The organism is Kribbella sp. NPDC048837, assembly GCF_055586945.1.
In genome coordinates this window covers 178688-205161 of sequence record NZ_JBVJHF010000004.1, presented here as the reverse complement: position 1 = coordinate 205161, position 26474 = coordinate 178688, and the positions used below count along the sequence as shown (strand labels likewise).

Here is a 26474-nt window from a genome sequence, read left to right as displayed (position 1 = left end):
GTTATAACGCCTGATCGCAGCATATCAAGGCCTGAGACGTTCCCCACTGGCTTCTTGACGTGAGTCGTTATAACGACTCACACTCCTAGGCATGGCTGATGACTACCGACTGGGCGTGCTGGACGGCGACGGCATCGGACCCGAGATCGTGCCCGCCGCGGTGCGGGTCCTCGACGCCGCGCTGGCCGCGTCCGGCGCCGCGCCCGTCGAGTGGGTGCCGCTGCCGGTCGGGGCCGCGGCGATCGAGACCCACGGCAGCGCGCTGCCCGACGTCACGGTCGAGACGCTGGACAAGCTCGACGGCTGGCTGCTCGGTCCGCACGACAGCGCGTCGTACCCGGCGGATCACCGCGCCGTGCTCAACCCGAGCGGGTTCCTCCGCAAGCACTTCGACCTGTTCGCGAACATCCGGCCGGCGAAGGCCTTCGAGGGGACGCCGGCCCTGGTGCCCGGCCTCGACCTGGTCGTGGTGCGGGAGAACACCGAGGGCTTCTACGCCGATCGCAGCACCTACCGCGGCACCGGCGAGTACATGCCGACCAAGGACGTGGCGATCGCGATGGGGATCTTCACCCGTCCGGCCATCGAGCGGGTCGCCCGGCAGGCGTTCGAGCTGGCGCTCGGCCGGCGCCGGCACCTGACGATCGTGCACAAGGCCAACGTGCTGCGGACCACCACCGGCTTCTTCCTGGAGATCTGCCGCGAGATCGCCGCCGACTACCCCGGCGTCGAGGTCGACGACTTCCACATCGACGCGATGACCGTCCACCTGGTCCGGCACGGCGCCGACTTCGACGTGCTGGTGACCGAGAACATGTTCGGCGACATCCTGTCCGACCTGACCGGCGAGCTGGCCGGCTCGCTCGGCATCGCGCCGTCCATCAACGCCTCGCACGACCGCGCGATGGGCCAGGCCGCGCACGGTTCCGCACCGGACATCGCGGGCCGGGACCTGGCCAACCCGACCGCGATGATCGCCTCCGGCGCGATGCTCCTCGACTGGCTCGGTCTCCAACCGGCCGCCGCCCTGGTCGATCGCGGTCTCCGTGCAGCGGTCGCCCAAGGCGTCCGTACGGCGGACCTCGGCGGAACCGCCGGTACGGCGGAGTTCACCGCGGCCGTCGTCGAGTCGATCAACGGCCTGACATGAGCCGACTCCAGCCGTTGCAGGGGATCGCCCCCGATCACCTGCCCCGGACGCTGCGGATCCTGCTGGAGAACGCACTCCGGCACGGCACCGCGAGCGATGTCCTGCGCAACTGGGAGCCCGGCGCGGCCGGCGAGCTGGAGGTCCACCCGTCCCGGGTCTTCCTGCACGACACGAACGGCGTCCCCGTGCTGGCGGACCTGGCGGCGATGCGCGACGCCATGGTTGCCCTAGGCAAAGACCCCGGCCTGGTCGATCCGGTCGTCCCGGCCGAGCTGGTGGTCGACCATTCGGTGATCGCGGACGTGTTCGGCCGGCCGGACGCGCTGCGGCTGAACGTCGCCCGCGAGTACGAACGCAACGCCGAGCGCTACCGCTTCCTGCGCTGGGGACAGCAGGCGTTCCGGCAGTTGAAGGTGGTGCCGCCGGGGTCCGGGATCATGCATCAGATCAATCTCGAGAACCTGGCCCGGGTGGTCGAGGAACGCGACGGCTGGGTGTTCCCGGATCTCTGCCTGGGCACGGATTCGCACACCACGATGGTCAACGGACTCGGCGTCCTCGGCTGGGGGATCGGCGGGATCGAGGCCGAGGCCGCCATGCTCGGGCAGTCGGTGTCGATGCTGCTGCCGCCGGTGGTCGGTGTCCGGCTGACCGGCGTACTGCCCGTCGGGACGACCGCGACCGATCTGGTCCTCACCATCACCGAGACCCTTCGCACGCACGGCGTGGTCGGCAAGCTGGTCGAGTTCACCGGCCCCGCGCTGGCCGACCTGCCCGTGCCCGACCGCGCGACGATCGCCAACATGAGCCCCGAGTTCGGCTCGACCGCCGCCTACTTCCCGATCGACGCCCGCACCCTCGACTACCTCCGCTTCACCGGTCGCCCGGCCGAGAAGGTCGCCCTGGTCGAGTCGTACGCCCGAACCCAGGGCCTGTGGCACGACCCGTCGGTCCAACTGACATACGACGAGTACGTCGACATCGACCTGGCCACGGTCGTCCCCTCGATCGCGGGACCCCGGCGGCCGCAACAACGCGTGTCCCTGGCAGCCGCGAAACCGGCCGCCGAAGCCGAGCTTCCGGCCGGACCTCGCACGACTGACACCCCGGGGCATGGCGCGGTCGTGGTCGCGGCGATCACCTCCTGCACCAACACGTCGAACCCCGCGGTGATGATCGCCGCCGGTCTGCTGGCGAAGAACGCCGTCGAGCGCGGCCTGGTCAGCAAGCCGTGGGTGAAGACCACGCTGTCGCCGGGATCGCGGGTCGTGATGGACTACCTCGGCGCCGCCGGACTCACGCCGTACCTGGAGAAGCTCGGCTTCTACCTGGCCGGGTTCGGGTGCATGACCTGCATCGGGGCGTCCGGCGCACTGATCGACGACGTTGCCGAGGCGGTGCACACCCAGGACCTGACTGTGGCGGCCGTGTTGTCGGGCAACCGGAACTTCGAAGGCCGGATCCAGTCCGACGTCAAGCTGAACTACCTCGCATCCCCGCCACTGGTGATCGCCTACGCGCTCGCGGGCCGGGTCGACATCGACCTGCTCACCGAGCCCCTCAACACCACCGGCGACCCGATCTACCTCGCCGATCTCTGGCCGCATCCGGCCGACGTCGACGCGGTGATCGGCCAGACGCTGAAGCCGGAACTCTTCGAGCACGCGTACGACGATCTGTTCGCGGGCGACGACCGGTGGCAGCAACTCGACGCTCCCGCCGGGGACACGTTCGCCTGGGGAGACTCGACGTACCTGCAGCAGCCGCAGTTCCTGTCGAAAGGGCCTGCCGAGCTGATCGGCACGCGGGCCCTGCTGCGGCTCGGGGACTCGATCACCACCGACCACATCTCGCCCGCGGGTGCGATCCCGCCGGACAGCGTGGCCGGCCAGTACCTGATCGATCGCGGGGTTGCCCGCCGCGACCTGAACACCTACGCGTCCCGTCGGGGCAATCACCTGGTGATGATGCGTGGTGCCTTCGGCAACGTCCGGCTGCGGAACCAGCTTGCCGGCGGCATCGAAGGTCCGGTCACCCGTGGACCCGACGGCGCGATCACCTCGATCTACGCCGCGGCCGAGGCCTACCGGGCGGCCGGCGTACCGATCGTCGTGGTGGCGGGCAAGGAGTACGGCACCGGCTCGTCCCGGGACTGGGCGGCCAAGGGCCCGGCCCTGCTCGGAGTGCGTGCGGTACTCGCGCAGTCCTTCGAACGCATCCATCGGTCCAACCTGGTCGGTCTCGGCATCCTGCCGCTGGAGTTCCAGCCCGGCGAGGGCGACGAGCTCACCGGCGAGGACCCGATCGACATCGAGGTGGGCGACGACGGCTTCGCCACCGCACGCTCCGCGGGGAAGACCTACCGGCTGCGGGTCCGCCTCGACACACCTCGCGAACACGACTACTACCGGCACGGCGGCGTACTGCCGTACGTGCTGCACCGCCTCAGCGAAGGGCAGACCCAGTGATCGTCTCGATCAACCCCGCCACCGGCGAGGAACTCGCCGGCTTCGATCCGTACGGCGCCGAGCGCGTCGACCACCTGCTCACCGCCGCAGTGGTTGCCCAGAGCAACTGGCGGTGGTCGGAGGTCGAGCAGCGCGCCGAGCTGCTGCGGTCCCTGGCCGCGACGCTGCGCGACCGCAAGGCCGAGCTCGCCGCGCTGATCACCAGCGAGATGGGCAAGCCGCTGGCCGAGGCGGCCGCGGAGATCGAGAAGTGTGCGATCACCTGTGAGTACTACGCGACCAACGCCGAGGGCTTCCTGGCCGCGGAGACCGTCACGGCCGAGGGCCGGATCGAGGTCGAGCCGCTGGGCGTCGTGCTCGCGGTGATGCCGTGGAACTACCCGTTCTGGCAGTTCTTCCGGTTCGCCGCACCGGCGCTCGCCGCGGGCAACGGCGGCATCCTCAAGCACGCCAACTCGGTCCCGCGCTGCGCGCTGGCGATCGAGTCGGTGCTGCGGGAGGCCGGGGTGCCGGACGGTCTGGTCGGCGTGGTCCTGGTCGAGACCGAGCAGGTGGCCCGGCTGATCGCGGACGACCGGATCACGGCGGTGACGTTCACCGGGTCGACCGAGGTCGGCCGCATCATCGCCGAGCAGGCCGGACGGGCGCTGAAGAAGCAGGTGCTCGAGCTCGGTGGCTCGGACCCGTTCATCGTCCTGGCTGACGCCGATCTGGAGGCCGCCGCGACCACCGCGGTCACCGCGCGCTTCCTCAACACCGGCCAGAGTTGCGTCAACGCCAAGCGCTTCATCGTCGAGGAGTCCGTCGCCGACGAGTTCGTCGCCCGGTTCACCGCGGCGGTCGACCGGCTGGTCCTGGGTGATCCGGTCGACGCCGGCACCACGATCGGCCCGCTGGCCCGGGCCGGTCTCCGGGACACGCTGCACGACCAAGTACGTCGTACGATCGACGCCGGTGCGACGCTCGTCCGTGGTGGCGACGTGGTCGACCGGCCCGGCTTCTACTACCAGCCGACCGTGCTGGACCACGTGACGCCCGGGATGGCGGCGTTCGACGAGGAGACGTTCGGGCCGGTCGCGGCGATCACGCGGGTGCGCGACGCCGGCGAAGCGATCAGGCTGGCCAACCAGACCGAGTTCGGGCTGGCCGCGTCGCTGTGGACCACGCAGGACCGGGCTCCCGAGCTGATCCGTCGCCTCGACGCCGGCGCGGTGTTCGTGAACGCGATGGTCGCCTCGGATCCGCGGCTGCCGTTCGGCGGGATCAAGCAGTCCGGCTACGGGCGTGAGCTCGGCGTGCACGGGATGCGCGAGTTCATGAACGTCAAGACGGTCTTCTCGGCCGACCCGGCGCCCCGGCTGGTGATCCGTCCCGAGGAGGTCGAGGTCTTCGACCGTGGCAGCGGCGTACGGACGATTCCGTACGTCGGGGCCTGGAACAACGAGTCGAACAAGATCACCACCGGGACGACGGTGTTCGCGCCCGGCACGCAGATCCCGCTGCACTCGCACAACGTGGAGGAGTCGGTGCTGATCTTCGCCGGCCGGGCGACCGCGGTGATCGGCGGCGAGCGGGTCGATCTCGAGGCCGGCGACGCGACCTGGGTGCCGGCCGGGGTGCCGCACCAGTTCATCAACCGCGGCGACGGCGAGCTGACCATCTACTGGGTCTACGGCGGCCGCGCGGTGACCCGGACGATGACGGCGACCGGCGTGACGGTGGCCCATCTCTCAGCAGCGGATCGCGGCGCCGTTGCCGCGTCCGCGAAGTAACGAATAGACTGATGTAACAGGTGATGCATTTTAACTAAGGTTACGCTCACCTCAGTCGGAAGGATGTAATCAGATGACCGCGGAAGTTGCGGAGAAGCCGGCCGAGCTCCATCACTCGCACCGGGATGTGACCGGTGGCTGGCTGCGGCCGGCGACCTTCGGCGTGATGGACGGCCTGGTGTCGAACTTCGCCCTGGTCGCCGGTGTGGTCGGCGGCGGGGCGACCGGCAAGGTCGTGATCATGACCGGGCTGGCCGGCCTGGTGGCCGGTGCCTGCTCGATGGCCTCGGGCGAGTTCACCTCGGTCTCGTCGCAGACCGAGCTGATGAAGGCCGAGATCGAGGTGGAGCGGCGCGAGCTGGAGATCCACCCCGAGGAAGAAGAGCGCGAGCTCGCGATGATGTACGAGGCGAAGGGCCTGCGCCCGGAGCTGGCCGCCCAGGTCGCCCGGGAGCTGACCGTGAACGCGGACGTCGCCCTCGACGTGCACGTGCGCGAGGAGCTCGGCGTCGACCCCAACGACCTGCCCTCGCCGTGGGTGGCGGCCGGATCGTCGTTCGCGGCGTTCGCGATCGGCGCGCTGATCCCGCTGATCCCGTTCCTGTTCGGCGCCGCGAGTGTGCTGCCGGCGTTGCTGCTGAGCGCGCTCGGCCTGGTCGTCACCGGCGGGATCGTCGGCAAGATCACCGCCCGCCCGTTCTGGTACGGCGGTGGGCGGCAGCTGCTCCTGGGTGGTTTGTCGGCCGTGGTCACGTTCGTGATCGGGCTGGCGGTCGGGACCGGGTTGTCATGAACCTCCTCGTCACGGCCTTGGTGAAACAGGTGCCGAAGGGTGACCACAGCGGACGTCTCGACGCGGACGGCCGGCTCGAACGCGCCGGCGCGGTCGCCGAGATGAACCCGTGGTGCCGCCGGGCCGTGGCTCAGGCGGTACGGCTGGCGGGGGAGACGGGTGGTCGCAGTACGGCGATCACCATGGGCCCGCCCGTGGCTGTCGACGTACTGCGGGAAGCTCTGGCGTGGGGCGTCGACGATGCCCTCCACCTGACGGACGCCGCGCTGGCCGGCTCGGATTGCCTCATCACCGCGCGCGCCCTCGCGTCCACGATCGCACTGCTCGACCAGCCGCCGGATCTGATCCTGGTCGGCGCCAGTTCGGTCGACGGCAGCACCGGCGCGGTCGGCGCGATGCTGGCCGAGCTCCTCGGCCTGCCGTTCACCGGCCCGGTCCTGTCACTCGAACCAGAGGACGGCGACACCCGCCTGCGAACCACCGTCCAGCACGACACCGGCACCGAGTCGGTGGTCGTCGACCTGCCCGCGGTCGTGGCCGTGGCCGAACGCTCGTGCCCGCCGGCCAAGGTCCCCGTCGAGTCCTGGCCGTCCGCCGACGGTGTCCGGCGCGTGACCACGGCCGACCTCGCGGCCGATCGTCCGGCGGAGCGCTGGGGTCTTCCCGGCAGCCCGACCAAGGTCGCCCAGGTGCACCCCGCACCGCTGACCCGGGACCCGATCATCTTCCGCGGCCGTCCCGAAACCCAGGCGACCCGGGCCATCGCCGAGCTCCTGGCCCGCGGCTGCTTCGAGCCGCCGGCGGTCCAGTCGGCCGAGGTAGTGCCCACCCCGCCGGCCGCGGGCCCCGAGGTGGTCGCACTCATCGGTCCAGGACCGGTGGCAGGCATCCATGCCTTGCTGGGAGCCGCCGCCACGCTCGCGACCGAGATCGGCGGCACGGTCACCGCAGTAAGAACAGTGGACAGCGACCACGACCTCGCACGCTGGGGAGCGGACCGCGTCGTGACGCTCAGCAGCGACGAGCCGCGGCCGACCGCGGCAGCGCTGGCGACTTGGGTCGCCGAACGCTCGCCGTGGGCAGTCCTCGGAGCAGCCCAGCCGTGGGATCGCGAAGTGCTTGCCCGCTTGGCTGTCGCATCCGGCGCCGGACTGATGTCGGACCTCGTCAGCCTCAGCGTCACTCCGGGTACGACGCCACGCCTGGCCGGACTGAAGCCGTCCGGCGGCGGCACGCTCGCGGAGATCATCAGTCACGGCTCTCCGCAGATCGCGACCTTGCGGACCGGTCTGCTCCCACTCCGTACCCCACGGGACGACCGGTCGCTCGACGAGCAGACGCTGCCCGTGGCCGCGGATCCGGCGATCATCCGGGCAGAGCGCCGTACCGGCAACGAAGGTGACGCGCTGGACCGCGCCGAGGTGGTGATCGGGGTCGGTCGTGGAGTGCCGCCGGAGAAGTACGCCGAGCTCGAGCCGATGCGCGTCCTCCTCGGAGCCGAGCTGGCCGCCACCCGCAAGGTGACCGACGAGGGCTGGCTGCCGCACGGCCGGCAGATCGGTATCACCGGGCGCAGCGTCGCCCCGCGGATGTACTTCGCGGTCGGGCTGTCCGGCAACCTGAACCACCTGGCCGGCGCGAGCCGGGCCGGGACCGTGCTGGCGATCAACACCGATCCGGCCGCGGAGGTCTTCGCGCACTGCGACGTCGGCCTGGTCGCGGACTGGCAGGAGGTGATGCCGTACCTCGTCGATGGGCTGCGAAACCGTGTCAGCGGATAGCCTGTCCGCCATGGCGACCCGACGTACCAAGACCAAGGCCCAGGAGAGCTGGCTGCTGCTCATCTACAAGGTGCCCAGCGAATCCTCCCGGGCCCGGGTGGCGGTGTGGCGGGAGCTCAAACGCCTCGGCGGGTTCTACGTGCAGCAGGCCGTCTGTGTGCTGCCGGACCGCGAGGAGTTGCGAGCCGGTATGGAGAAGGTGCGGGAGCGGGTCACCGAGCTCGGTGGCTCCAGCGTCTTCCTCACGCTGACCGATGTCGACGACGACGCCCGGGGGCAGTTCGTGGAGGGCTTCCGCGGCCAGTCGGCGAAGGAGTACGCCGAGATCGTCGAGGAGTGCGAGACCAAGTTCGTCAAGGAGATCGAGTTCGAGCGGTTCCGGGAGAACTACACCTTCGAGGAGGCCGAGGAGATCCGCCAGGACCTGGAGAAGCTCCGCCGCTGGCTCGCCAAGGTGGAGGACCGGGACTGGATGGATGCCGATGGCAAGGACCTGGCCCGGGCCAAGGTGGCCGACTGCGAACGCCTGCTGGAGGAGTTCGAGGCGGACGTCTACGAGCGCACCGAGGGCACGGTCTGACCGCCACCGCCGGAGCGCTCCGGCAGGACGGTCGCGCCTAGGCGCTCTCGGTCTTGCCGCGCTTGCGGTCGCGCCGGGCGGGAAGGTTCAGCGCCACCTCGTCGGCGCGGGAGAAGCCCATCAGCTCCTCCCGCAACTGGTTCATCCGGTCGGTCGTCGCCAGCGAGCGGTCCTGGTTCCGCGCGGCCACCGCGATCACCAGCGCCTCGAGCAGGATCAGCACGGTCGCCTGGCTGGTGAACGTTCCCGGACGGCTCGTCGGGGCCGACAGTACCGCGTCGACCTGGTCGCGCAGTGCCTCGCCGAGCGTGTCGGTGATGAGCACCGCGCGGGCGCCGACCTCGGCGCAGAGGTCGAGGATGACGCGGGTCTCCACGATGATCCGGTTGTGGGCGATCACGATCACCACGTCTTCCGGGCCGAGCATCAGCAGCCGGTCGGCCAGCCGGTAGCCGGTGTCCGACGCGGCCCGGGCGCGGCGGCCGATGCGGGTCAGGTGGGTCGCGGTGTACGCCGAGATCCCGTCCAGGCCGGCGAAACCGCAGATGATCGTCTCGCGGGCGGAGTCGATCAGCTCGACGGCGTGCTCGAACGCCTGCGGGTCGATCGTCCGCTCGGCCTGCTGGAGCCGCTCGACGTGGTCGCGCAGGGTCGCGGTCAGGATGCCCTCGGCGCCGTCGTCGAACGTCGCGAGGCTGTTGCTGAGCCGGTTCGCCGGGCTGAGCAGCGCCTGCAGCTCGCCCTGTAGCGAACGCTTCAGGCCCGGCAGGCCGTCGAAGCCCAGCGCCTTGGCGGTGCGGACCACGCTGGCGTCACTGGTGCCGGTGGCCCGGCCGAGCTCCTCGGCGGAGGAGAACGCGGCCTCCTGGGGATGGGCCGACAGGTACTCGGCGATCTTCCGCTCGGTCGCGGTCAGCGAGTCGATCCGGCTCGCCACCCGCTCCGGCAGGGTGGGTGCCTTGGTCTCGGTCACGTCGGCTCCTCCGGCTCCCAGTCGTGCCTGTCAGTACGCAGATCATGTCATCCGGTCCGGTTTGTCACCGCCAGGTAAACGATGCGCCGACCCGTTGACAGCGATTGTAGCAATCACTACCGTCAGACGAATATTCGTAGTGAACACAACGAACGGTGCGAGTCCAGTTTCCGTCCATCCCCTGGAGCGACTTCCGTGACCGACCTTCCGACCATCGAGATCTCCGGCGCCGACGCCCGCGATCGCGGCCGCCAGTACGGCGAGGCCGCGCGGACGCTGATCGAGCGCTCACTGGCGTTCTACGCCGAGTCCGTTCCGCGCGCCACCGGGCTGGCCTGGACCGAGGTCCTGGAGCGCGCGCCGCACTGGGTGCCGGTGATCGAGCCGCACGCCCCCGAGTTGCTGGACGAGGTCCGTGGGATCGCCGAGGGGGCCGGCCGCACCTTCGCCGAGATCCTCGCGCTGAACAGCCGCGGCGAGCTGACCCGCGGCAACCCGTTCGAGGACGAGACCGCGGAATCCGGCGCGGCGTCCGAGGCGGACGGGAAGCGTGACGACGGCTGCACCTCGTTCGCGCTGCTGCCGCAGAGCAACCCGCTCGGCCACACGTGGGCCGGACAGAACTGGGACCTGTGGGCCGGGGTGGCCGACACCATCGTGCTGCTGCGGGTCTCCCAGCCGGGCAAGCCGACCGTGATCGGCCACGTCGAGGCCGGGCAGCTCGCCCGGCACGGCGCGAACTCGGCCGGTCTGGCCCTGAACGCGAACGGGCTGGGTGCCGGCTTCGGCCGCGGCCTCGCCGTACCCGGCACGTTCGTGCGCCGGATGGTGCTGGAGAGCTGGGACCTGTACGACGCTCTCCAGGTCGTCTTCGGCGCCCGCCAGAACCTGTCGAGCAACCTGCTTCTCACCCACCGCGACGGTTTCGCCATCGACGTCGAGACCACGCCCGGACGGCACGGCTGGATGTACCCGACCGACGGACTGCTCGTCCACGGCAACCACTTCCAGTCCTTCGTCCCGCCGCAGATCAACGACACCTACCGGCCGTTCTCGGTGGATTCGCTCTACCGGGTGCCGCGCGTCGAGGAGGGCCTGCGTCAGGTCCGCCGCGACGGCACCACCGAGAAGGCGGTCGAGACCATCGTGCGGACCACGATGAGCGACCACTTCAGTCACCCCAACGCCGTCTGCCAGCACGTCGACCCGCGCCGGCACGAGCTCAACCGTTACGCCACGATCGTGTCCAGCCTGGTCGATCTGACCACTGGCATCTACCGGCTGACCCCCGGCCTGCCCTGCAGCAACAGCTACCAGCAGGCTCCCTGGAACCTCTACGACGGCCCCGGTCTGTCCGACCGCCCGGACGTCGACGACCCGGCACTGTCCCTCACCGTCGCCGGGTGAATCCCACCCCTGCAAGGCATTGTCGACATCAGGAGCGAATGCCATGTCCCACCGAATCTCGAGGTTGCGGCGTCTCGCCGTCGCCGTCACCCTGACCGCCGCCGCGGTCGCCCTGTCCGGCTGCGGCGGCTCCGCCTCCTCGCCCTCCACCGGCGCGGCTCCGAACGCCGACCGTGCGGCCGCCGCCGAAGGCGTCAGCCCGGACGTGAACCTGGACCAGTGCGGCAAGCCCACCCGCACGGTCAAGCACGACCTCGGCACCACCACGATCACCGGCAACCCGACCCGGGTGGTGGCGCTGGAGTACTCGTTCGTCGACGCGCTCGTCGCGGTCGGGATGTCGCCGGTCGGCGTCGCCGACGACGACCAGCCCGAGCGGATCATCCCCGCCCTGCGCGAGAAGGTCAGCGCGTACAAGTCGGTCGGCCTGCGGGCGACGCCGAACATCCAGGTGATCACCGCGCTGAAGCCGGACCTGATCGTGGCCGACAGCGGCCGGCACAAGGCGATCTACGCGCAGCTGTCGAAGATCGCGCCGACGATCGCCTACGCCAGCCTGAACGGCAACTACCAGCAGGTGCTGGACAGCGAGATGTCCACCGCGATCGCGTTGAACAAGTGCGACGAGATGAAGACCCGGCTCGCCGAGCACGCCAAGACGATGGCCGATCTGAAGGCCACCGCCCCCGCGGACGAGAACCGCAAGGCGCTGTTCGTCCGGGCCTCGGAGAAGGGCTTCACCGGCTTCCCGCCGAAGGCGTACACACCGGGAGTCCTGTCCGCGATCGGCATCAAGTCGCCGCTGCCGGACAGCTCCGGGGACGCGTCGGTCTCGCTCACCCTGGAGACGCTCGTCGCCACCAAGCCGGACGTGATGTTCATCGCTCCCAACGACGGACCGACGCTGCGCGACCAGTGGCAGAAGAGTCCGTTGTGGAAGGAGGTCCCGGCGGTGAAGAACAACGCCAGCTACGACGTCGACCCGAACGAGTGGTCGCGGTCGCGGGGCCTGATCGCCTCCGAGGTGGTCGCCAAGGAAGCCGTCAAGCTGCTCTACGGGAAGTGACATGACCCTGTCCGTGGGCACTGTGCCCAAACCTACTGAGGACGCCGCCCACAAGCGTCCGAAGATCGTCACCAACAAGCAGCGGGTCACCTGGGTGTCGCTGGTGCTGCTGGTGCTGGTCGTCGCGGGGATCGTGTGGGGCCTGTCGATCGGCAGTCAGCACATCTCGTTGTCGCGGCTGCCGGGAGCGATCTTCAAGGCGGACGATTCGGACGAGCTGATCCTGCAGTCCATCCGGCTGCCACGGGTGGTGCTGGCGCTCTGCGTCGGCGCCGCCCTGGCGGTGGCCGGCGCCCTGATGCAGGCGGTCGCCGCCAACCCGCTGGCGGCGCCGGAGATCATGGGTGTCAACGCCGGCGCGGTGTTCGTCGTCGTACTGGCGATCACCGTGGTGCCGTCGCTGTCCGGTGCGCCGACGATCCTGCTGTCGTTCGGTGGCGCGGCCGCGGCAGGTGTGTCGGTGATGCTGCTGGCCGGCTCAGGGCGCGGCCGGGTCAGTCCGGTGCGGCTGGCGCTGGCCGGTGTGACTGCGAGCAGTCTGCTGATCTCGCTGACCCAGGTGCTGATCATCTTCGACGAGAACTCCACCGACAGCGTGTTGTTCTGGCTGGTCGGCGGCGTCAACTTCGCCGGCTGGCAGGACGTGCGCAACCTGCTGCCCTGGCTGGTGCTAGGTCTGCTCGGTGCGTTCGCGATGGCGCGCCCGCTGAATCTGCTGGCGCTGGGTGACGACATGGCCCGCGGTCTGGGGCAGAACGTCGAACGCACCCGGATGCTGGGGTCGGTGCTGGTGATCGTGCTGTGTGGCGCGGCCGTGTCCGTGGCCGGGCCGGTCGCGTTCATCGGCCTGATCGTGCCGCACATCATGCGGCGCGTGGTCGGCTCCAGCTACACCGTCCTGTTGCCGTTGTGTGCGGTGGGCGGCGGCGTGCTGGTGCTGTACGCCGACATCGTGTCCCGCTACGTGAAGCCGCCGTTCGAAGTCCCCGCCGGTGTGGTCACGGCCCTGATCGGTGCACCGATCTTCGTGTACCTGGCTCGTCGACAGAAGGTGACCTCATGACCAGCACGACGATCGTTGCACAGCACGTACGGCGTACGTCGCTGGCCAAGCGGCATCCCGCGGTCCTGATGGGATCGCTCGGTGTCCTGGCGCTCGTACTGAGTGTCTACAGCCTGAAAATCGGGGCGACCGAGGTGTCGATCGGCAACGTCCTGCACGCGCTGGTCGGCGACCGGTCCGACCAGGCCGCCGCGATCGTGCTCGACTTCCAGCTGCCGCGCGTCCTGCTGTGCTGGCTGATCGGTACGGCGCTCGCGGTGTCCGGCGCGGTGATGCAAGGCGTGATCCGGAACCCGCTGGCGGCTCCGGACATCATCGGTGTCACCAAGGGCGCGGGCTTCGGCGGCATGTTGCTGCTGCTCGCGATCCCGAGCATTCCGGTGGTGGCCGTCGTACCGGCGGCGTTCGTCGGTGGTCTGGCGGCCGCGGGCCTGGTGTACCTCCTGGCCTACCGCCGCGGTGCTACTCCGGTGCGCATCGCGCTGGTGGGTATCGCGGTCAGTGCGGCCTTCGAGGCCGGCATCCGGTTCCTGCTGGTCCGCAACCCGCTGGATGTGAGCGCGGCGCTGATCTGGCTGACCGGAAGCTTGTTCGGCCGGTCGATGAGTGCCGTCCTGGAGATCCTGCCGTGGGTGCTCGTTTTGGTGCCGTTGATCGTGATCTGGGCACGCAAACTCGACGTTCTCGGCCTCGGCGACGACCTGGCCGCTGGCCTCGGTGAACCGGTCGAGAAGACCCGGCGGCTGCTGCTGTTGTTCGCGGTCGCGCTGGCCGCGGCCGCGGTCGCGGTGGCGGGCACGATCGGCTTCGTCGGGTTGATCGCTCCACATATGGCTCGTCGCGTGTTCGGCGGCAAGCACCTGGCGTCGATCCCGGCGGCCGCGTTGTTCGGCGTGCTGCTGATGTTGTTCGCGGACATGATCGGTCGGGGTCTGGCGCCGCCGTTGGAGATTCCGGCCGGCTTGGTGACCGCTGTGGTCGGGGGACCGTACTTCCTGTACCTGCTCGTGAAGACCGGAAAGTAGGAGACCTGCCATGCGTTTGCAGGCACAAGGCGTCCAACTCGCCTATGACCAGAAGGTCATCGCGCACGACCTGACCCTGACCATTCCCGACGGCAAGGTCAGCGTGCTGATCGGCCCCAACGGCTCGGGCAAGAGCACCGCGCTGCGCGCCCTGGCCCGGCTGCTGCCACCCGCGAAGGGCAGTGTGGTCCTGGACGGCAAGTCGATCCAGGACACCCCGACCAAGGAGGTCGCGCGGCTGTTGGCGATCCTGCCGCAGGTCCTGGTCACGCCGGAGTCGATCTCGGTGGAGGACCTGGTCTGGTTCGGTCGCCACCCCCACCGGACCTCGTTGAAGGTGCCGAGCGCGGCCGACAAGGAGGCGGTGGAGTGGGCGATGGCGGTCACCAGTACGGCGGAGTTGCGGCATCAGCACGTGGACCAGTTGTCCGGTGGCCAGCGCCAGCGGGTGTGGATCGCGTTGTGCCTGGCCCAGGGCACCGACCTGATCCTGCTCGACGAGCCGACGACGTACCTGGATGTCGCCTACCAGCTCGAGGTCCTCGACCTGCTACACCAGCTCAACCAGGAACAGGGCAAGACCGTCGCGATGGTGCTGCACGACTTCAACATGGCCGCCGAGTACGCCGACCACGTCTTCGTGATGAAGTCCGGCTCCCTCGTCACCCAGGGCACGCCGGAGGACGTGTTCACCTGCGACATCATCCGCGACGTGTTCGGCGTGGAGTCCAAGGTTGTGCCACACCCGGTCAGTGGTAAACCCATGTGTATCCCCCTGCGGGCCGGGCTGCGTGCCCAGCTCTCAGTGGCAACCGGATAGGAGTCCTGCATGACGTTCAGCCCCGCGGAAGCCGCCGAGCGCTCGGAACGGGTCGCGCCGAGGCTGCGTGAGCACCTGCCGCTCACGCCGCTCGTCCGGTACGGCGCGTTCAGTGACGAGCTCGGCGCCGAGGTGCTGGTGAAGAGTGAGCACCTGCAGCGCACCGGCTCGTTCAAGGCCCGTGGTTCGATGGCGAAGATCCTCACGCTCACCGACGAGCAGCGGCAGGCCGGGGTGGTGACCGCCTCGACCGGAAACCACGGCCTCGGTGTCGGCAACGCCCTCGCGACGCTCGGCGGTCACGGTCTCGTCTACCTGCCGGAGAACGCGTCGCCGACCAAGGTGGCCGCACTCCGCCGGCTCGGTCTGGAGATCCATGCCGAGGGCAATGATTCCGGCGTGCTCGAGCCGAAGGCCCGGGCCTACGCGGCCGAGCACGACCTGACCTACGTACCGCCGTACAACGACCCGGACATCATCGCCGGGCAGGGCACGGTCGCGGTGGAGATCCTGGAGCAGCTGGCCGGCGCGCCGCTCGACGCGGTGGTGGTCGCCGTCGGTGGCGGTGGACTGATCAGCGGGGTCGCGTCGGTGCTCAAGAAGCACCTGCCCGGGATCCGGGTGTACGGCGCCTCGCCGGTGCGCGACGACGCGATGGCCGCGTCCGTCCGGGCCGGGGAGATCGTCCTGGTCGACGCCCAGGAGACGCTCTCCGACGGTACGGCGGGCAGCGTCGAGCCGGGCAGCATCACCTTCGACCTCTGTCGTGAGCTGGTCGACGACTGGGTCCTGGTCAGTGAGGACGCGATCAGCGCCGCGCTGCGGATGGTGATCGACACCGAGCACCAGCTGATCGAGGGCTCGGCCGCGATGGCGTTCGCGGCCGCCCGGGCCCGCCGTACCGAACTCGAAGGCAAACGCGTCGCCGTGGTGTCCTGCGGCGGCAACATCTCGTCGAGCACCCTGGTCGCCGCCCTGAGCTGACCCTCCCTGCCGACGCACCCGAGGTGACTCCCTGATCCCCTCGGGTGCTTCGGCATGCCCGGATCCGGCCACTCCCGTCACAACTGCCCGATCATTGACATGCTTATAACGAAGTAACTATCGTTGCGTGCAGCATATGTTTCACACGACCTAAGGATGTGAGAGATGGACGCGGCAACGTGGGGGTTGATCGTCGCGACGTTCGTCGCGTGCTTCGTGGAGATGGTGGAAGCCACCACGATCGTCATGGCGATGGGCTACACCCGGAGCTGGAAGTCGGCTCTGGTCGGTACGTTCGCGGCCCTCGGAGCCCTCGCGGTGGTCACCGTCGCGGCGGGCTACGCGCTGGCGAACTGGCTGCCGGAGTCGGCGCTGCAGCTCGCGATCGGCGGCCTGCTGCTGATCTTCGGCCTGCAGTGGTTGCGCAAGGCGATCCTCAGATCGTCCGGACGCAAGGCGGTCCACGACGAGGACGCGATCTACCGCGAGGAGGTGGAGGCGGCCAAGGCGGCCGGTGAGAGCAAGGGCGGCCTGGACCTGTTCGCCTTCATGGTGTCGTTCAAGGGTGTGTTCCTGGAGGGGATGGAGGTCGTCTTCATCGTGCTGACCTTCGGCCTGAACGCGGACAACATCCCGGGCGCCAGCCTCGGTGCGATCGCGGCGGTGGTGATCGTGCTCGGTATCGCGATCGCGCTGCGCCGGCCGCTGTCGATGATCAACGAGAACCTGCTCAAGTACGGGGTGGGCCTGCTGCTCGCGTCGTTCGGGACCTACTGGGCGGTCGAGGGCATCGGCATCTTCCGTGACGGCCGGGAGAGCCTCGGCTGGCCGGGTCACGACCTGATGATCCTGGTCCTGCTGGCGGCCTGGCTGCTGCTCAGCCGGATCTTCGTCGCGGCGCTGCGCAAGCCGGCCGCTCCGGCGCCGGTGGTCGCCGGTGATGTTCCCGTGGAGGTGAAGAAGTGAAGTTCCTCAAGGCCTTCGGGCAGTTCTGGTACGACTTCATCATCGGCGACGACTGGAAGATCGCGGTCGCCGTGGTGCTCGCGCTCGGCGCGCTGTTCGCCGCGATGACGCTCGGGCTGTTCGGTGACGCCGGACTGACCCTGCTGGGCGCCGCGCTGGTCATTGCCGCGTTCAGCATCAGCCTGGCCATCGACGTCCGGCCGAAGAAGCGCTGAAAACCCAGTCCCCGTTGACGATCGGCCCCGGTACGCGTCCGCGCGCACCGGGGCCGATCGCTGTCTGCCCGACCTCCTCTGTAGTGATCACGACCTCTATTCAGAATCTCGTAGTATCTGCTACGGTGAACGCGAGGCGCCGATCCATCCGTCCCCGAACCGGAGGTCCCACCGTGACTCCCTTCCGACCAGAGCAGGTGAGCGCCCCGTGATGCGCGACACCGCCGAGACCGTGCTGGCCCTGCTGCCCGCGGACGTCCAGTACGGCGACATCCGGGTGGTCCGGCGCACCCACGAGCAGGTCCTGGTCGAGCTCGACGGCCCCGGCGAGGTCGGCTACGACGACTCGCTCGGTCTCGGGCTGCGGGTGCTGATCGGCGGCCACTGGGGTTTCGCCGCCACCCACCGGCTGGACCCGAACGGCCTCGACAGCGTGATCGCGCAGGCGGTCGGCCAGGCGCGCGCCGCCGGCGGCGGCGGTCACGTGGCGCTGGGCGAACCGGTGACGACGCGGGCGACCTGGTCGTCGCCGCAGCGGATCGACCCGTTCGAGGTGCCGCTGTCCACCAAGCTCGACCTGCTGTCCGCCACCGTGAAGGAAGCGTCGACGGCCGGTCCGCTGGTCCAGCAGATCGAGGCGTCGATCGACCTCTACCGCGACGAGAAGGTGTTCGCGAACACCGAGGGCGCGCTGATCGAGCAGACGCTGACCGAGAGCGGCGGCGGCCTGATGGTGAACGCCGGCAACGGTGACGACCTGCAGCGCCGGTCGTTCCCGCAGGGCGTGCCGCGGCAGATCCGCGGCCAGCGCGGAGACTTCGCGACCGCCGGCTGGGAGCACGTCGAGTCGCTCGGCCTGGTGGAGAACGCGGCCCGGGTCGCCGCCGAGGCGGTCGCGCTGCTGACCGCGCCGCAGTGCCCGGACGAAGTCACCACACTCATTGCCGGCGGCAACCAGTTGGCCATGGTCCTGCACGAGTGCGCCGGCCACCCGATGGAGGCCGACCGCGCGCTGGGCACCGAGGCGAGCCTGGCCGGCGGGACGTACGCGACGCCGGAGCGGCGCGGCAACTTCCGCTGGGGCTCGCCGATCGTCTCGGCGTACGCCGATGCCACCATCCCCGGCGGACTGGGCTCGTTCGGGTACGACGACGAGGGTGTGCCGGCCCAGCGCACCCAGCTGATCAAGGACGGCATCTTCCTCGGCTACATGTCCGGCCGCGAGTCGGCGGCGGCACTCGGCGACCAGCCGACCGGCGCGTCCCGGGCCGACGGCTGGCAGCGGCTGCCGCTGGTGCGGATGACCAACATCTGCCTGGAGCCGGGGGAGTCCTCGCTGGCGGAGATGATCGCGGGCACCAAGCGCGGCATCCTGGTCGACACCAACCGTGGCTTCTCGATCGACGACCAGCGGATGTCGTTCCGCTTCACCACCGAGCTCGGCTGGGAGATCCGCGACGGCAAGCTCGGCCGGCTGCTGAAGAACTGCAGCTACCAGAGCGTCACCCCGCAGTTCTGGGCCGGTCTGGACGCGCTCGGCGGTCCGGACGAGTGGAAGGTGCACGGCGTCCCGTCGTGCAACAAGGGCGAGCCGCTGCAGGTGGCTCATGTCGGTCACGGCACCGTGCCGGGACGTTTCCAGAACGTGCAGGTGGGACGATGAGCATCGAGCGGACAGACATCGAGCAGGCGCTGGACATCCTCGGGCCCGGGACCCGGCTGGACGTCCTCGGCGAGAACGCCGAACTGCTCCGGTACGCCGAGTCCGAGATCACCGCGCAGCACAGCGAACGCAGGCTCCGGGTCCGCCTCAAGGTGAACCGCGACGGCCGGACCGCCGGCGGAACGCTGGAGACGCTCGACCCGATCGCCGTCCAGGTCCTTGCCGATCGGCTGACCGCGGCCCTCGCCGACCTCCCGGCTCCCGCCAGCGAGCCCGAGCCGACCGTGGAGCCCGAGGGTACGACGTCCGAGCCCGAGCAGTTCGTGGTCGAGCCTGCGAAGTCCATCGTGGACTGCGACCCCGCCGTACGGCACAGGTGGTTCACCACGGTGCGCGACGGTCTCGACGAGTCGGCGCGGCTCGGTGGTGCGATCCGGTACGACGTCCTCGACCGGGTCGTCGCGGACTCGGCCGGCCTGTTCCGGTCCGAGACGTTGACCAAGGCATCGATCCAGGCGATCGCCAAGCAGGACGGGCAGTCCGCGAGCGTCAAGCTCGTGCATCGCGACGCCGACCTGATCCCGGTCGGTGACATTCCCGGCCGCCTGCGCGAGGCGTTGCGTCCGCTGCCGGTGCGCGAGCCGTTCCGTGGCAGCTGCCGCGTGCTGCTCAAGCCGTCGGCGGTGAACACCCTGATCGCCACCTTCGGCCACTGGGCTCTCGGCGCGCAGCACTACGCGAGCGGACGATCGGTGCTGGCCGGCCGGATGGGGCAGCAGGTGGTGAGCGAGCAGCTCACGCTCGTCGACGACGCGACCGACGCGGCCGGACTGGTCAGCGGGTTTGATGCTGAAGGCAACGTTCGGCGGCGGACCCCGCTGATCGAGCGTGGCGTGCTCACCGGTGTGGTCTCCGACCGGCGCCGGGCCGAGCTGACCGGCGGCGTTCCGACCGGTCACGCGGTGCCGGACGGCTGGCGGTTCGGCGGCGACCCGGTGCCGTCGCACCTGCTGCTCGACGCCGGTGACGCCACCGAGGACGAGTTGCTCGCGGAATGCGGCAGCGGTCTGGTGGTCAACCGGCTCGACTACCTGCGGGTGCTGCACCCGAAGCAGACGCTGGTCACCGGGACCACCCGGGACGCGACCTACTGGGCCGAGGACGGCAAGCTGGTCGCATGGCACCCGCAGCTGCGCTTCACCTTCCGGATGGACGAGGTGCTGAACGCCGTCCTGGCGGTCGGCGCGGTCCGGGAGATCGGCGACCAGACGTTCATGGACAGCGTGGTCGTCCCGTCGTTGCTGATCGACGCGGGACCGCTCGTCCTCACCTGAGCCAGCAGCGCCCCGGGCCTTGCGTGCTCATAAACCGGCGCGGGGCGCTGCTGTTCCACCCATCGATCATCGACGAGGAGCCGATGACTCCGACGCTCACCACCCTGCTGAACGGCTATTCGCTGCGCACCGCGCAGGGTAACCCGGCCTTCTGCTCCATCCATCTGGTGGAGAGTGACGCGGGCCGCCTGCTCTTCGACTGCGGGCACGCCGGCCGGCGCCGGTCGCTGCTGGAAGCGCTCGCCGCGCGTGGTCTGGAACCGGCCGACATCGGCACGGTCGTGCTGTCGCACGGTCACTGGGACCATGTGCAGAACGTCGACTTCTTCCAGGAGGCCCGGGTGCTGCTGCATGCCGATGAGCTCGACAACCTGGCTGAGCCGCCGGCCACCGACCTCGGTACGCCGCGGTGGGCCCGGCGGATCCTCGACGACCTGGACGTCCAGGTGACCGGCGACGGCGACGAGCCGCTGCCCGGTGTGAAGGTGCTGGACCTGCCGGGCCACACGCCCGGCTCGATCGGCCTCGCCGTGAGCACCGAGGCCGGAACCGCTGTCCTCAGCGCGGACGCCGTGCCCACCCTCGACGTGCTGGGCGCCCGCACCGCGTCGGGCCGCCCGTACGACCGTGCCCGCGCGGATGCTTCGATCGAACGGGTCGCGCAGCTCGCCGACCGGGTCTATCCCGGGCACGACGCACCGTTCCGGCTCGACGCGAGCGGCGTACCGCAGTACCTCGATCCGCCGGAGCCGCTGGCCTTCGGGGGACGCAGCCAGGTCACCTGGGAGCAGGTCTCATGACGCAGACCGGAGGACAGACGGCGAGCATGCTCGAGGATCCGCCCGAGGTCGACGTTCGTACGGCGGCGCAGCTGCTGCGGTCCGAATACGGCCTCGAGGCCGAGGTGACCGAGCTGCGCAGTGAGCGGGACCGGAACTTCCTCGCCGGGGCCGACGGCCGGCGGCTCGTGGTCAAGGTGTCGAACACCGGCGACGACGCGGACCAGATCGCGATGGAGTGCGCCGCGATGGAGCACGTCGCCGCGGTCGATCCGGACCTGCCGATCCCACGACTGATCCCCAGCACGACCGGCGACTCCGTCACCACTGTGAAGGCCGCCGACGGTCGTACTCATCTGGTGCGGGTGATCACGGTCCTACCCGGCGAGGTGGCCGACCTGACCGCGCTGCCGGGCTGGTTCGCGGCCGACTTCGGCGTGATCAGCGCCCGGTTGACCCGGGCACTGCAGGGGTTCGGGCACCCGTCGGCGCACCGCAGGCTCGACTGGGACCCACGCCATGTCGCCGACCTGCGTCCGTACGCGGACCACCTGCCGGACGAACGGCGACGCGCCCCGATGCATCGCCTGCTCGATCGCTTCGCCGGTCTCGACGAGGCCACCCGCAAGCTCCCGGCCTCGGCTCTCCATGGCGATGTGACGTTGAGCAATCTGCTTTTGCAGGACGACGGCATCACCGGCGTGATCGACTTCGGCGACATGCACCACACCGCGCGCGTGGCCGAGCTCGCGATCAGCCTGACCTCGCTGCTGCGGGAGTCCGACGACCTGTGGGCCGATGCCGGCCGCTTCCTCGACGGCTACCAGCGGGTGCTGCCGCTCGAGCCCGCCGAGGTGGAGCTGATCGGCGAGCTCGTGCTTGCCCGCTCCGCCGCCAGCGTGCTGATCTCGGCGTGGCGCGCGCCGCTCTACCCCGACAACGAGGAGTACCTCACCAGCCTGGTGGTCGGCAGTTGGCGCATCCTCGACGAGCTCGCCGAGCTCGACCGGACCGAGCTCGCGGGCCGCTTCCATCGCCTCTGCGGCACTTCGCGCGTCGCCACTGCTCCCGACCCGACTCTGTTGGAACGCCGGAAGTCCGTCCTCGGCGGCGACCTGTCCCCGCTGTTCTACCGCGCACCGCTGCAGGTGGTCCGCGCCGCGGGTCCGTGGGTGCACACCGCCGACGGTCGTCGCTATCTCGATGCCTACAACAACGTTCCCGTCGTCGGGCACGCCCATCCGGCCGTCGTACAGGCGATCTCGCGGCAGGCCGCCGTACTCAACATCAACTCGCGGTACCTGCACCCGGCCGCGGTGGAGCTGGCCGAGCGGCTGACGGCCTCGATGCCCGACGGCCTGGACACCTGTGTCTTCGTCAACTCCGGCAGTGAGGCCAACGACCTGGCCTGGCGGATGGCCCGCGTCGTCACCGGCCGATCCGGTGTCGTGGTCGCGGACCTCGCGTACCACGGTGTCAGTGAGGCCACCGCGGCCTGGTCGACCAACACCTACCCGCCGTCGGCGCGTCCGGCTCATGTGGCCACCTTCGAGGCGCCGCGGCTGGGTGCGGATGGCCGGCAGCCGACCGGCGCGGACGCGAGCCGGCGGGCGCGGTCGGCAGGCGACGAGCTGCGCCGGGCCGGTCACGACGTGACTCTGCTCGCGGTCGATTCGGTGTTCAGCAGTGCCGGGATCCTGACCCCGACCGGAGAGTTCATGCGGGGCCTGCAGGACGAGACCCGCGCTCAGGGTGGGCTGTTCCTGGCCGACGAGGTGCAGGCCGGCTTCGGGCGCGGTGGACGGAATCTGTGGCGGTTCCAGGACTTCGGCCTGACACCTGACTTCGTCACGCTCGGGAAGCCGATGGGCAACGGTCATCCGGTCGCGGCGCTGATCACCCGGCGCGAGATCGCCGAGCAGTTCGCGGCGGTCGACGAGTTCTTCAGTACGTTCGCGGGCAACCCGGTGTCCTGTGTCGCCGCGCTGACCGTGCTCGACGTGATCGAGCAGACCGGGCTGGTCGCGCGCTCCGGCGAGGTCGGCGCGCTGCTGAAGTCCGGACTGGAGTCGCTGGTGCCCGACCTGCCGGTGCGCGGTCAGGGGCTGATGGTCGGCGTGGAGACGGCCGACGCGGCCGACTTCGCCGAGCGCTTGCGGGAGAACGGCGTACTCGTCGGGACGACCGGCCCCGGTGGGGGAGTGCTGAAGATCCGTCCGCCGCTGATCTGGACCCCGGCCGAGGTCGAGCAGTTCTTCATCGGGTTCCGCCAGGCGCTGCGTTAGCTACTGTTGGGCCCGTGCGTGAACTGGTTGTGCTGGGCACCGGGAGTCAGGTGCCGTCCCGGGAACGCACGCAGAACGGGTATTTCCTGCGCTGGGACGACGAGGGCTTCCTCTTCGATCCGGGCGAGGGTACCCAGCGGCAGATGCTGTACGCCGGGATCGCGGCCGGTGCGATCACCCGGTTGTGTGTCACGCACTTCCACGGGGACCACTGCCTCGGCGTACCGGGAATCGTGCAGCGGCTGTCGCTGGACGACGTACCGCATCCCGTTCATGCGCACTACCCGGCGTCCGGGCAGACCTACTTCACCCGCCTGCGGTACGCGGCGTCCTTCTTCGAGCGCGCCGAGTTGCTCGAGGAGCCGGTCGAGGAGGACGGTCTGCTCTCGGTCGGTTCGTTCGGGCAGTTGTGGGCTCGCCGGCTCGAGCATCCGATCGAGTCCTTCGGCTACCAGGTGATCGAGCCGGACGGTCGCCGGATGCTGCCGGACCGACTCGCTGCCCTCGGCATCGTTGGTCCGGCCATCGGTCGTCTCCAGCAGGCCGGCTCGCTCGAGGTCGACGGGCGGACGGTGCGGATCGAGGACGTCAGCGAACCTCGTCCGGGTCAGCGGTTCGCGTTCGTGATGGACACCCGGCTCTGCGAGAACGTGCTCCGCCTGGCCGAGGGCGCCGACCTGCTGGTGATCGAGTCGACGTACCTGTCGTCGGAGTCCGACCTGGCCCGTCGCTTCGGCCACCTCACCGCTCGTCAGGCCGCCCGGGTTGCGGCCGAGAGCGGGGTGCGGAAGCTGGTGCTGACGCATTTCTCCCAGCGCTACCTGGAGCCCGAGCGCTTCCACGAGGAGGCGGCCGCCGAGTTCTCCGGGGAGATCCTGGTCGCCGCCGACCTCAGCCGCACCCCGGTGCCGTCCCGCCGTTAGACGAACACTGCGTGACGAGTGGGCCAACAGAGCCCGACTCCGCTGACAGGGCATTTATATTTCCCACGAATGGAAATTTGCCGATCACCAGGAGCAACCTCTCGTGCGCACTCCCCGTCCGCTGCCGGCGGCGATCGCGCTCATCGGCATCGGCGCGGTGGTGGCGGTGGCGGTGTGGCGGCCCTGGGAGAGTTCCGCCGACGCGGCCGGTGGCCCGCCCGGGATCAGCGTGTCCCGCAGCCAGTGCGGTCAGGGCTGGACCGGCGCGAGGACCGGTCGGCAGACGCTCACTGTGCACAACACCGGTGATACGGCCGCTGAGGTCGACCTCGTCGAGGTCGGCAGCAACAAGGTGTACGGCGAGGTGGAGGGCCTCGGCCCGAACACGAGCGCGCGGATGGACGTGCAGCTCGGCGCCGGCCGGTACGCGATCCGCTGCCTGATCGAGGACACCGACGTCATCACCGGCCCGGTCGTCACCCTGGCGGGCGACGCGACGGGCGGTCCCGCCGCGGTTCCCGTCACCAAGAGCGACATGCTGCCGCTGGTGAAGCAGTACCAGGCGGCGGTCGCGAGCGGCGTCGCCGACCTGGCCACCAAGACGGACAAGCTGCGCGGCGATGTCGATGCCGGCAACCTGAGCGCGGCCCGGGCCGATTGGCTGCCGGCGCACCTGGCCTACAACTCGCTCGGCGCGGCCTACGACGCGTTCGGCGACTTCGCCGACAAGATCGACGGATCCGACGCCGGCTTCCATCCGCTGGAGAAGGGCCTGTGGCACCAGGCATCCGCCGCCGACCTGAAGCCGCTCGCGGATCAACTGGCCGCCGCTGTGCACGGTTTGCAGCGGGATCTGCCCAACGAACAGGTCGATCCGAACGATCTCGGGCTGCGCGCCCACGAGATCATGGAGAACGCGCTCCAGTTCGAGCTGACCGGTGCGAACGACCAGGGCAGCGGTACGTCGCTGAACACCGCGCTGGCCAACCTCGACGGTACGGCGAAGGTGCTGGCGATCCTCGACCCGGTGCTCAAACCGCGTGACCCCGATCTGCCCCAGGTGCGGAAGTGGGAAGACCGGGTCCGCGCGCTGCTGGCCGCCCACCGGAACACCCCGGTCGACCGGTTGGACCGGACTACCCGGGAACAGCTCGACGGCGCGGTCGGCGAACTGCTGGAGAAGCTCGCTCCGGTCGCCGCGATCTGTGAAGTCCGGAGGAGCTCATGACCGGGGTCGGCCGCCGATCCTTCCTGCGTGGCGCGCTGGCCGGTGCCGGCGCGGCGGCAGTGACCGGGCTGTCGGTGTCCGCCGACGCGGCGACGTCGACCTCCGTGGCGTTCCACGGGGTCCACCAGGCCGGCATCACCACCGACCCGCAGAAGCAGGCGATCTTCGCGTCGTTCGACGTGATCGCCGCGAACAAGGGCGAGCTCACCGACCTGTTCACCACGCTGACCGACCGGGCGCGGCTGCTGACCGCGGGCGGCGCGCTGCCGCCGTTGGGGATCACGGGCCCGCCGGCCGATTCCGGCGTACTCGGCCCGGACATGCCCGGGGACGACCTGACGGTCACCGTCGGCGTCGGGGCGTCGCTGTTCGACGAGCGGTACGGCCTCAAGGACCGCAAGCCGGCGAAGTTGACGGCGATGAAGGAGTTCCCCAACGACAGCCTGGACGACAGCCTGTGCCACGGGGATCTGAGCCTCCAGTTGTGCGCGTCGGAGACCGACACCGTGCTGCACGCGCTGCGCGACATCGCCCGGCACACCCGCGGTGCGATGCAGCTGCGCTGGCGGGTCGACGGCTTCCAGAACCCGCCGCGGCCGTCCGGCACGCAGCGCAACCTGATGGGCTTCAAGGACGGCATCGTCAAGCCGGCGCCGGCCGACCACGACAAGCTCGTGTGGGTGGGCCGGGGCAACGGCGAGCCGGCCTGGACCGAGGGCGGCAGCTACCAGGTGCTGCGCCAGATCCGGATGCTGGTCGAGTTCTGGGACCGGGTGTCGGTCGGCGAGCAGGAGAACATGTTCGGCCGTCGGCGGGACTCCGGCGCGCCGCTGGACGGCAACCGCGAGACCGATGTCCCGAACTACCCGGCCGACCCGACCGGCGGCGCGATCCCGCTGACCAGTCACATCCGGATGGCCAACCCCCGTACCGCCGAGACCGCGGCCAGCCAGTTCCTGCGCCGCGGCTACAACTACGACAAGGGCGCGGACGCGGTCGGGGACCTGGACATGGGGCTGCTGTTCTGCGCGTACCAGCAGGACATCGCCCGGCAGTTCGAGGCCGTGCAGACCCGGCTGATCGACGAGCCCCTCGTCGACTACATCCGGCCGGTCGGTGGCGGCTATTTCTTCGCGCTTCCCGGTGTTCGGGACGGCAACGACCACTTCGGGCGGTCGTTGCTGGCATGAGTCACTCAA

The 26474-nt window shown here is 69.9% G+C and carries 22 protein-coding genes; 21 read left to right on the top strand and 1 reads right to left on the bottom strand.

Features of this window, described 5'->3' with window-relative positions:
- Positions 1-91 precede the first annotated feature (91 nt).
- The 6 genes from ACZ6O0_RS21055 (at position 92) to ACZ6O0_RS21030 (ending at position 8544) form a co-directional block, all read left to right on the top strand.
- Positions 92-1150 carry an isocitrate/isopropylmalate dehydrogenase family protein gene (locus ACZ6O0_RS21055; RefSeq protein ID WP_465766636.1) on the top strand — a complete coding sequence of 353 codons (1059 nt, stop codon included), beginning with the start codon at positions 92-94 and terminating at the stop codon, positions 1148-1150.
- A complete protein-coding gene (acnA, locus tag ACZ6O0_RS21050; RefSeq protein WP_465766635.1) occupies positions 1147-3618 on the top strand; it encodes an aconitate hydratase AcnA in 2472 nt (823 codons plus the stop codon). The genes ACZ6O0_RS21055 and acnA overlap by 4 nt, the downstream gene beginning before the upstream one ends.
- Entirely contained in the window at positions 3615-5390 is a 1776-nt protein-coding gene (locus ACZ6O0_RS21045) for an aldehyde dehydrogenase family protein (protein ID WP_465766634.1), read from the top strand. Before acnA ends, ACZ6O0_RS21045 begins: the two co-directional genes overlap by 4 nt.
- Positions 5391-5463: 73 nt before the next feature.
- Entirely contained in the window at positions 5464-6183 is a 720-nt protein-coding gene (locus tag ACZ6O0_RS21040) for a VIT1/CCC1 transporter family protein (RefSeq protein ID WP_465766633.1), read from the top strand.
- A complete protein-coding gene (locus ACZ6O0_RS21035) occupies positions 6180-7964 on the top strand; it encodes an FAD-binding protein (RefSeq protein WP_465766632.1) in 1785 nt (594 codons plus the stop codon). Before ACZ6O0_RS21040 ends, ACZ6O0_RS21035 begins: the two co-directional genes overlap by 4 nt.
- A gap of 10 nt (positions 7965-7974) precedes the next feature.
- Complete coding sequence (locus tag ACZ6O0_RS21030) at positions 7975-8544, top strand: Chromate resistance protein ChrB (RefSeq protein WP_465766631.1); 570 nt, start codon at positions 7975-7977, stop codon at positions 8542-8544.
- 37 nt (positions 8545-8581) lie between these two features.
- Here ACZ6O0_RS21030 and ACZ6O0_RS21025 read toward each other — a convergent pair whose 3' ends face one another.
- Positions 8582-9517 (bottom strand): MurR/RpiR family transcriptional regulator, encoded by a 936-nt coding sequence (locus tag ACZ6O0_RS21025; protein ID WP_465766630.1) that lies wholly within the window; start codon positions 9515-9517, stop codon positions 8582-8584.
- A gap of 195 nt (positions 9518-9712) precedes the next feature.
- On the opposite strand from ACZ6O0_RS21025, the gene ACZ6O0_RS21020 reads away from it, so the two are divergent.
- From ACZ6O0_RS21020 to efeB, 15 genes are all read left to right on the top strand, one after another.
- On the top strand, positions 9713-10924 hold the full coding sequence (locus ACZ6O0_RS21020; RefSeq protein ID WP_465766629.1) for a C45 family autoproteolytic acyltransferase/hydolase: 1212 nt from the start codon (positions 9713-9715) through the stop codon (positions 10922-10924).
- Between the two features lie 43 nt (positions 10925-10967).
- Positions 10968-11990, top strand: a complete 1023-nt coding sequence (locus ACZ6O0_RS21015; RefSeq protein ID WP_465766628.1) for an ABC transporter substrate-binding protein — start codon at positions 10968-10970, stop codon at positions 11988-11990.
- A 1-nt stretch (position 11991) separates the two neighbouring features.
- Positions 11992-13053 (top strand): FecCD family ABC transporter permease, encoded by a 1062-nt coding sequence (locus ACZ6O0_RS21010; RefSeq protein WP_465766627.1) that lies wholly within the window; start codon positions 11992-11994, stop codon positions 13051-13053.
- Entirely contained in the window at positions 13050-14078 is a 1029-nt protein-coding gene (locus tag ACZ6O0_RS21005; protein ID WP_465766626.1) for a FecCD family ABC transporter permease, read from the top strand. The genes ACZ6O0_RS21010 and ACZ6O0_RS21005 overlap by 4 nt, the downstream gene beginning before the upstream one ends.
- A gap of 10 nt (positions 14079-14088) precedes the next feature.
- Positions 14089-14898 carry an ABC transporter ATP-binding protein gene (locus ACZ6O0_RS21000; protein ID WP_465766625.1) on the top strand — a complete coding sequence of 270 codons (810 nt, stop codon included), beginning with the start codon at positions 14089-14091 and terminating at the stop codon, positions 14896-14898.
- Positions 14899-14907: 9 nt separating this feature from the next.
- Complete coding sequence (locus ACZ6O0_RS20995) at positions 14908-15882, top strand: threonine/serine dehydratase (RefSeq protein WP_465766624.1); 975 nt, start codon at positions 14908-14910, stop codon at positions 15880-15882.
- 165 nt (positions 15883-16047) lie between these two features.
- Complete coding sequence (locus tag ACZ6O0_RS20990) at positions 16048-16848, top strand: COG4280 domain-containing protein (protein ID WP_465766623.1); 801 nt, start codon at positions 16048-16050, stop codon at positions 16846-16848.
- Positions 16845-17063 (top strand): hypothetical protein, encoded by a 219-nt coding sequence (locus ACZ6O0_RS20985; protein WP_465766622.1) that lies wholly within the window; start codon positions 16845-16847, stop codon positions 17061-17063. The genes ACZ6O0_RS20990 and ACZ6O0_RS20985 overlap by 4 nt, the downstream gene beginning before the upstream one ends.
- A 211-nt stretch (positions 17064-17274) precedes the next feature.
- Positions 17275-18726, top strand: coding sequence for a TldD/PmbA family protein (locus ACZ6O0_RS20980; RefSeq protein ID WP_465767065.1), 1452 nt, complete (start codon positions 17275-17277; stop codon positions 18724-18726).
- A complete protein-coding gene (locus ACZ6O0_RS20975) occupies positions 18723-20060 on the top strand; it encodes a metallopeptidase TldD-related protein (protein WP_465766621.1) in 1338 nt (445 codons plus the stop codon). The genes ACZ6O0_RS20980 and ACZ6O0_RS20975 overlap by 4 nt, the downstream gene beginning before the upstream one ends.
- Before the next feature lie 83 nt (positions 20061-20143).
- The gene (locus ACZ6O0_RS20970; RefSeq protein WP_465766620.1) at positions 20144-20860 is read left to right on the top strand and encodes an MBL fold metallo-hydrolase; all 717 of its coding nucleotides are present in this window, start codon (positions 20144-20146) and stop codon (positions 20858-20860) included.
- Entirely contained in the window at positions 20857-23124 is a 2268-nt protein-coding gene (locus tag ACZ6O0_RS20965) for an aminotransferase class III-fold pyridoxal phosphate-dependent enzyme (RefSeq protein WP_465766619.1), read from the top strand. The genes ACZ6O0_RS20970 and ACZ6O0_RS20965 overlap by 4 nt, the downstream gene beginning before the upstream one ends.
- 14 nt (positions 23125-23138) lie before the next feature.
- The gene (locus ACZ6O0_RS20960; RefSeq protein ID WP_465766618.1) at positions 23139-24047 is read left to right on the top strand and encodes a ribonuclease Z; all 909 of its coding nucleotides are present in this window, start codon (positions 23139-23141) and stop codon (positions 24045-24047) included.
- Between the two features lie 103 nt (positions 24048-24150).
- On the top strand, positions 24151-25275 hold the full coding sequence (locus ACZ6O0_RS20955) for an EfeM/EfeO family lipoprotein (RefSeq protein WP_465766617.1): 1125 nt from the start codon (positions 24151-24153) through the stop codon (positions 25273-25275).
- Positions 25272-26465 (top strand): iron uptake transporter deferrochelatase/peroxidase subunit, encoded by a 1194-nt coding sequence (gene efeB / locus ACZ6O0_RS20950; protein ID WP_465766616.1) that lies wholly within the window; start codon positions 25272-25274, stop codon positions 26463-26465. Before ACZ6O0_RS20955 ends, efeB begins: the two co-directional genes overlap by 4 nt.
- Positions 26466-26474: the final 9 nt, after the last annotated feature.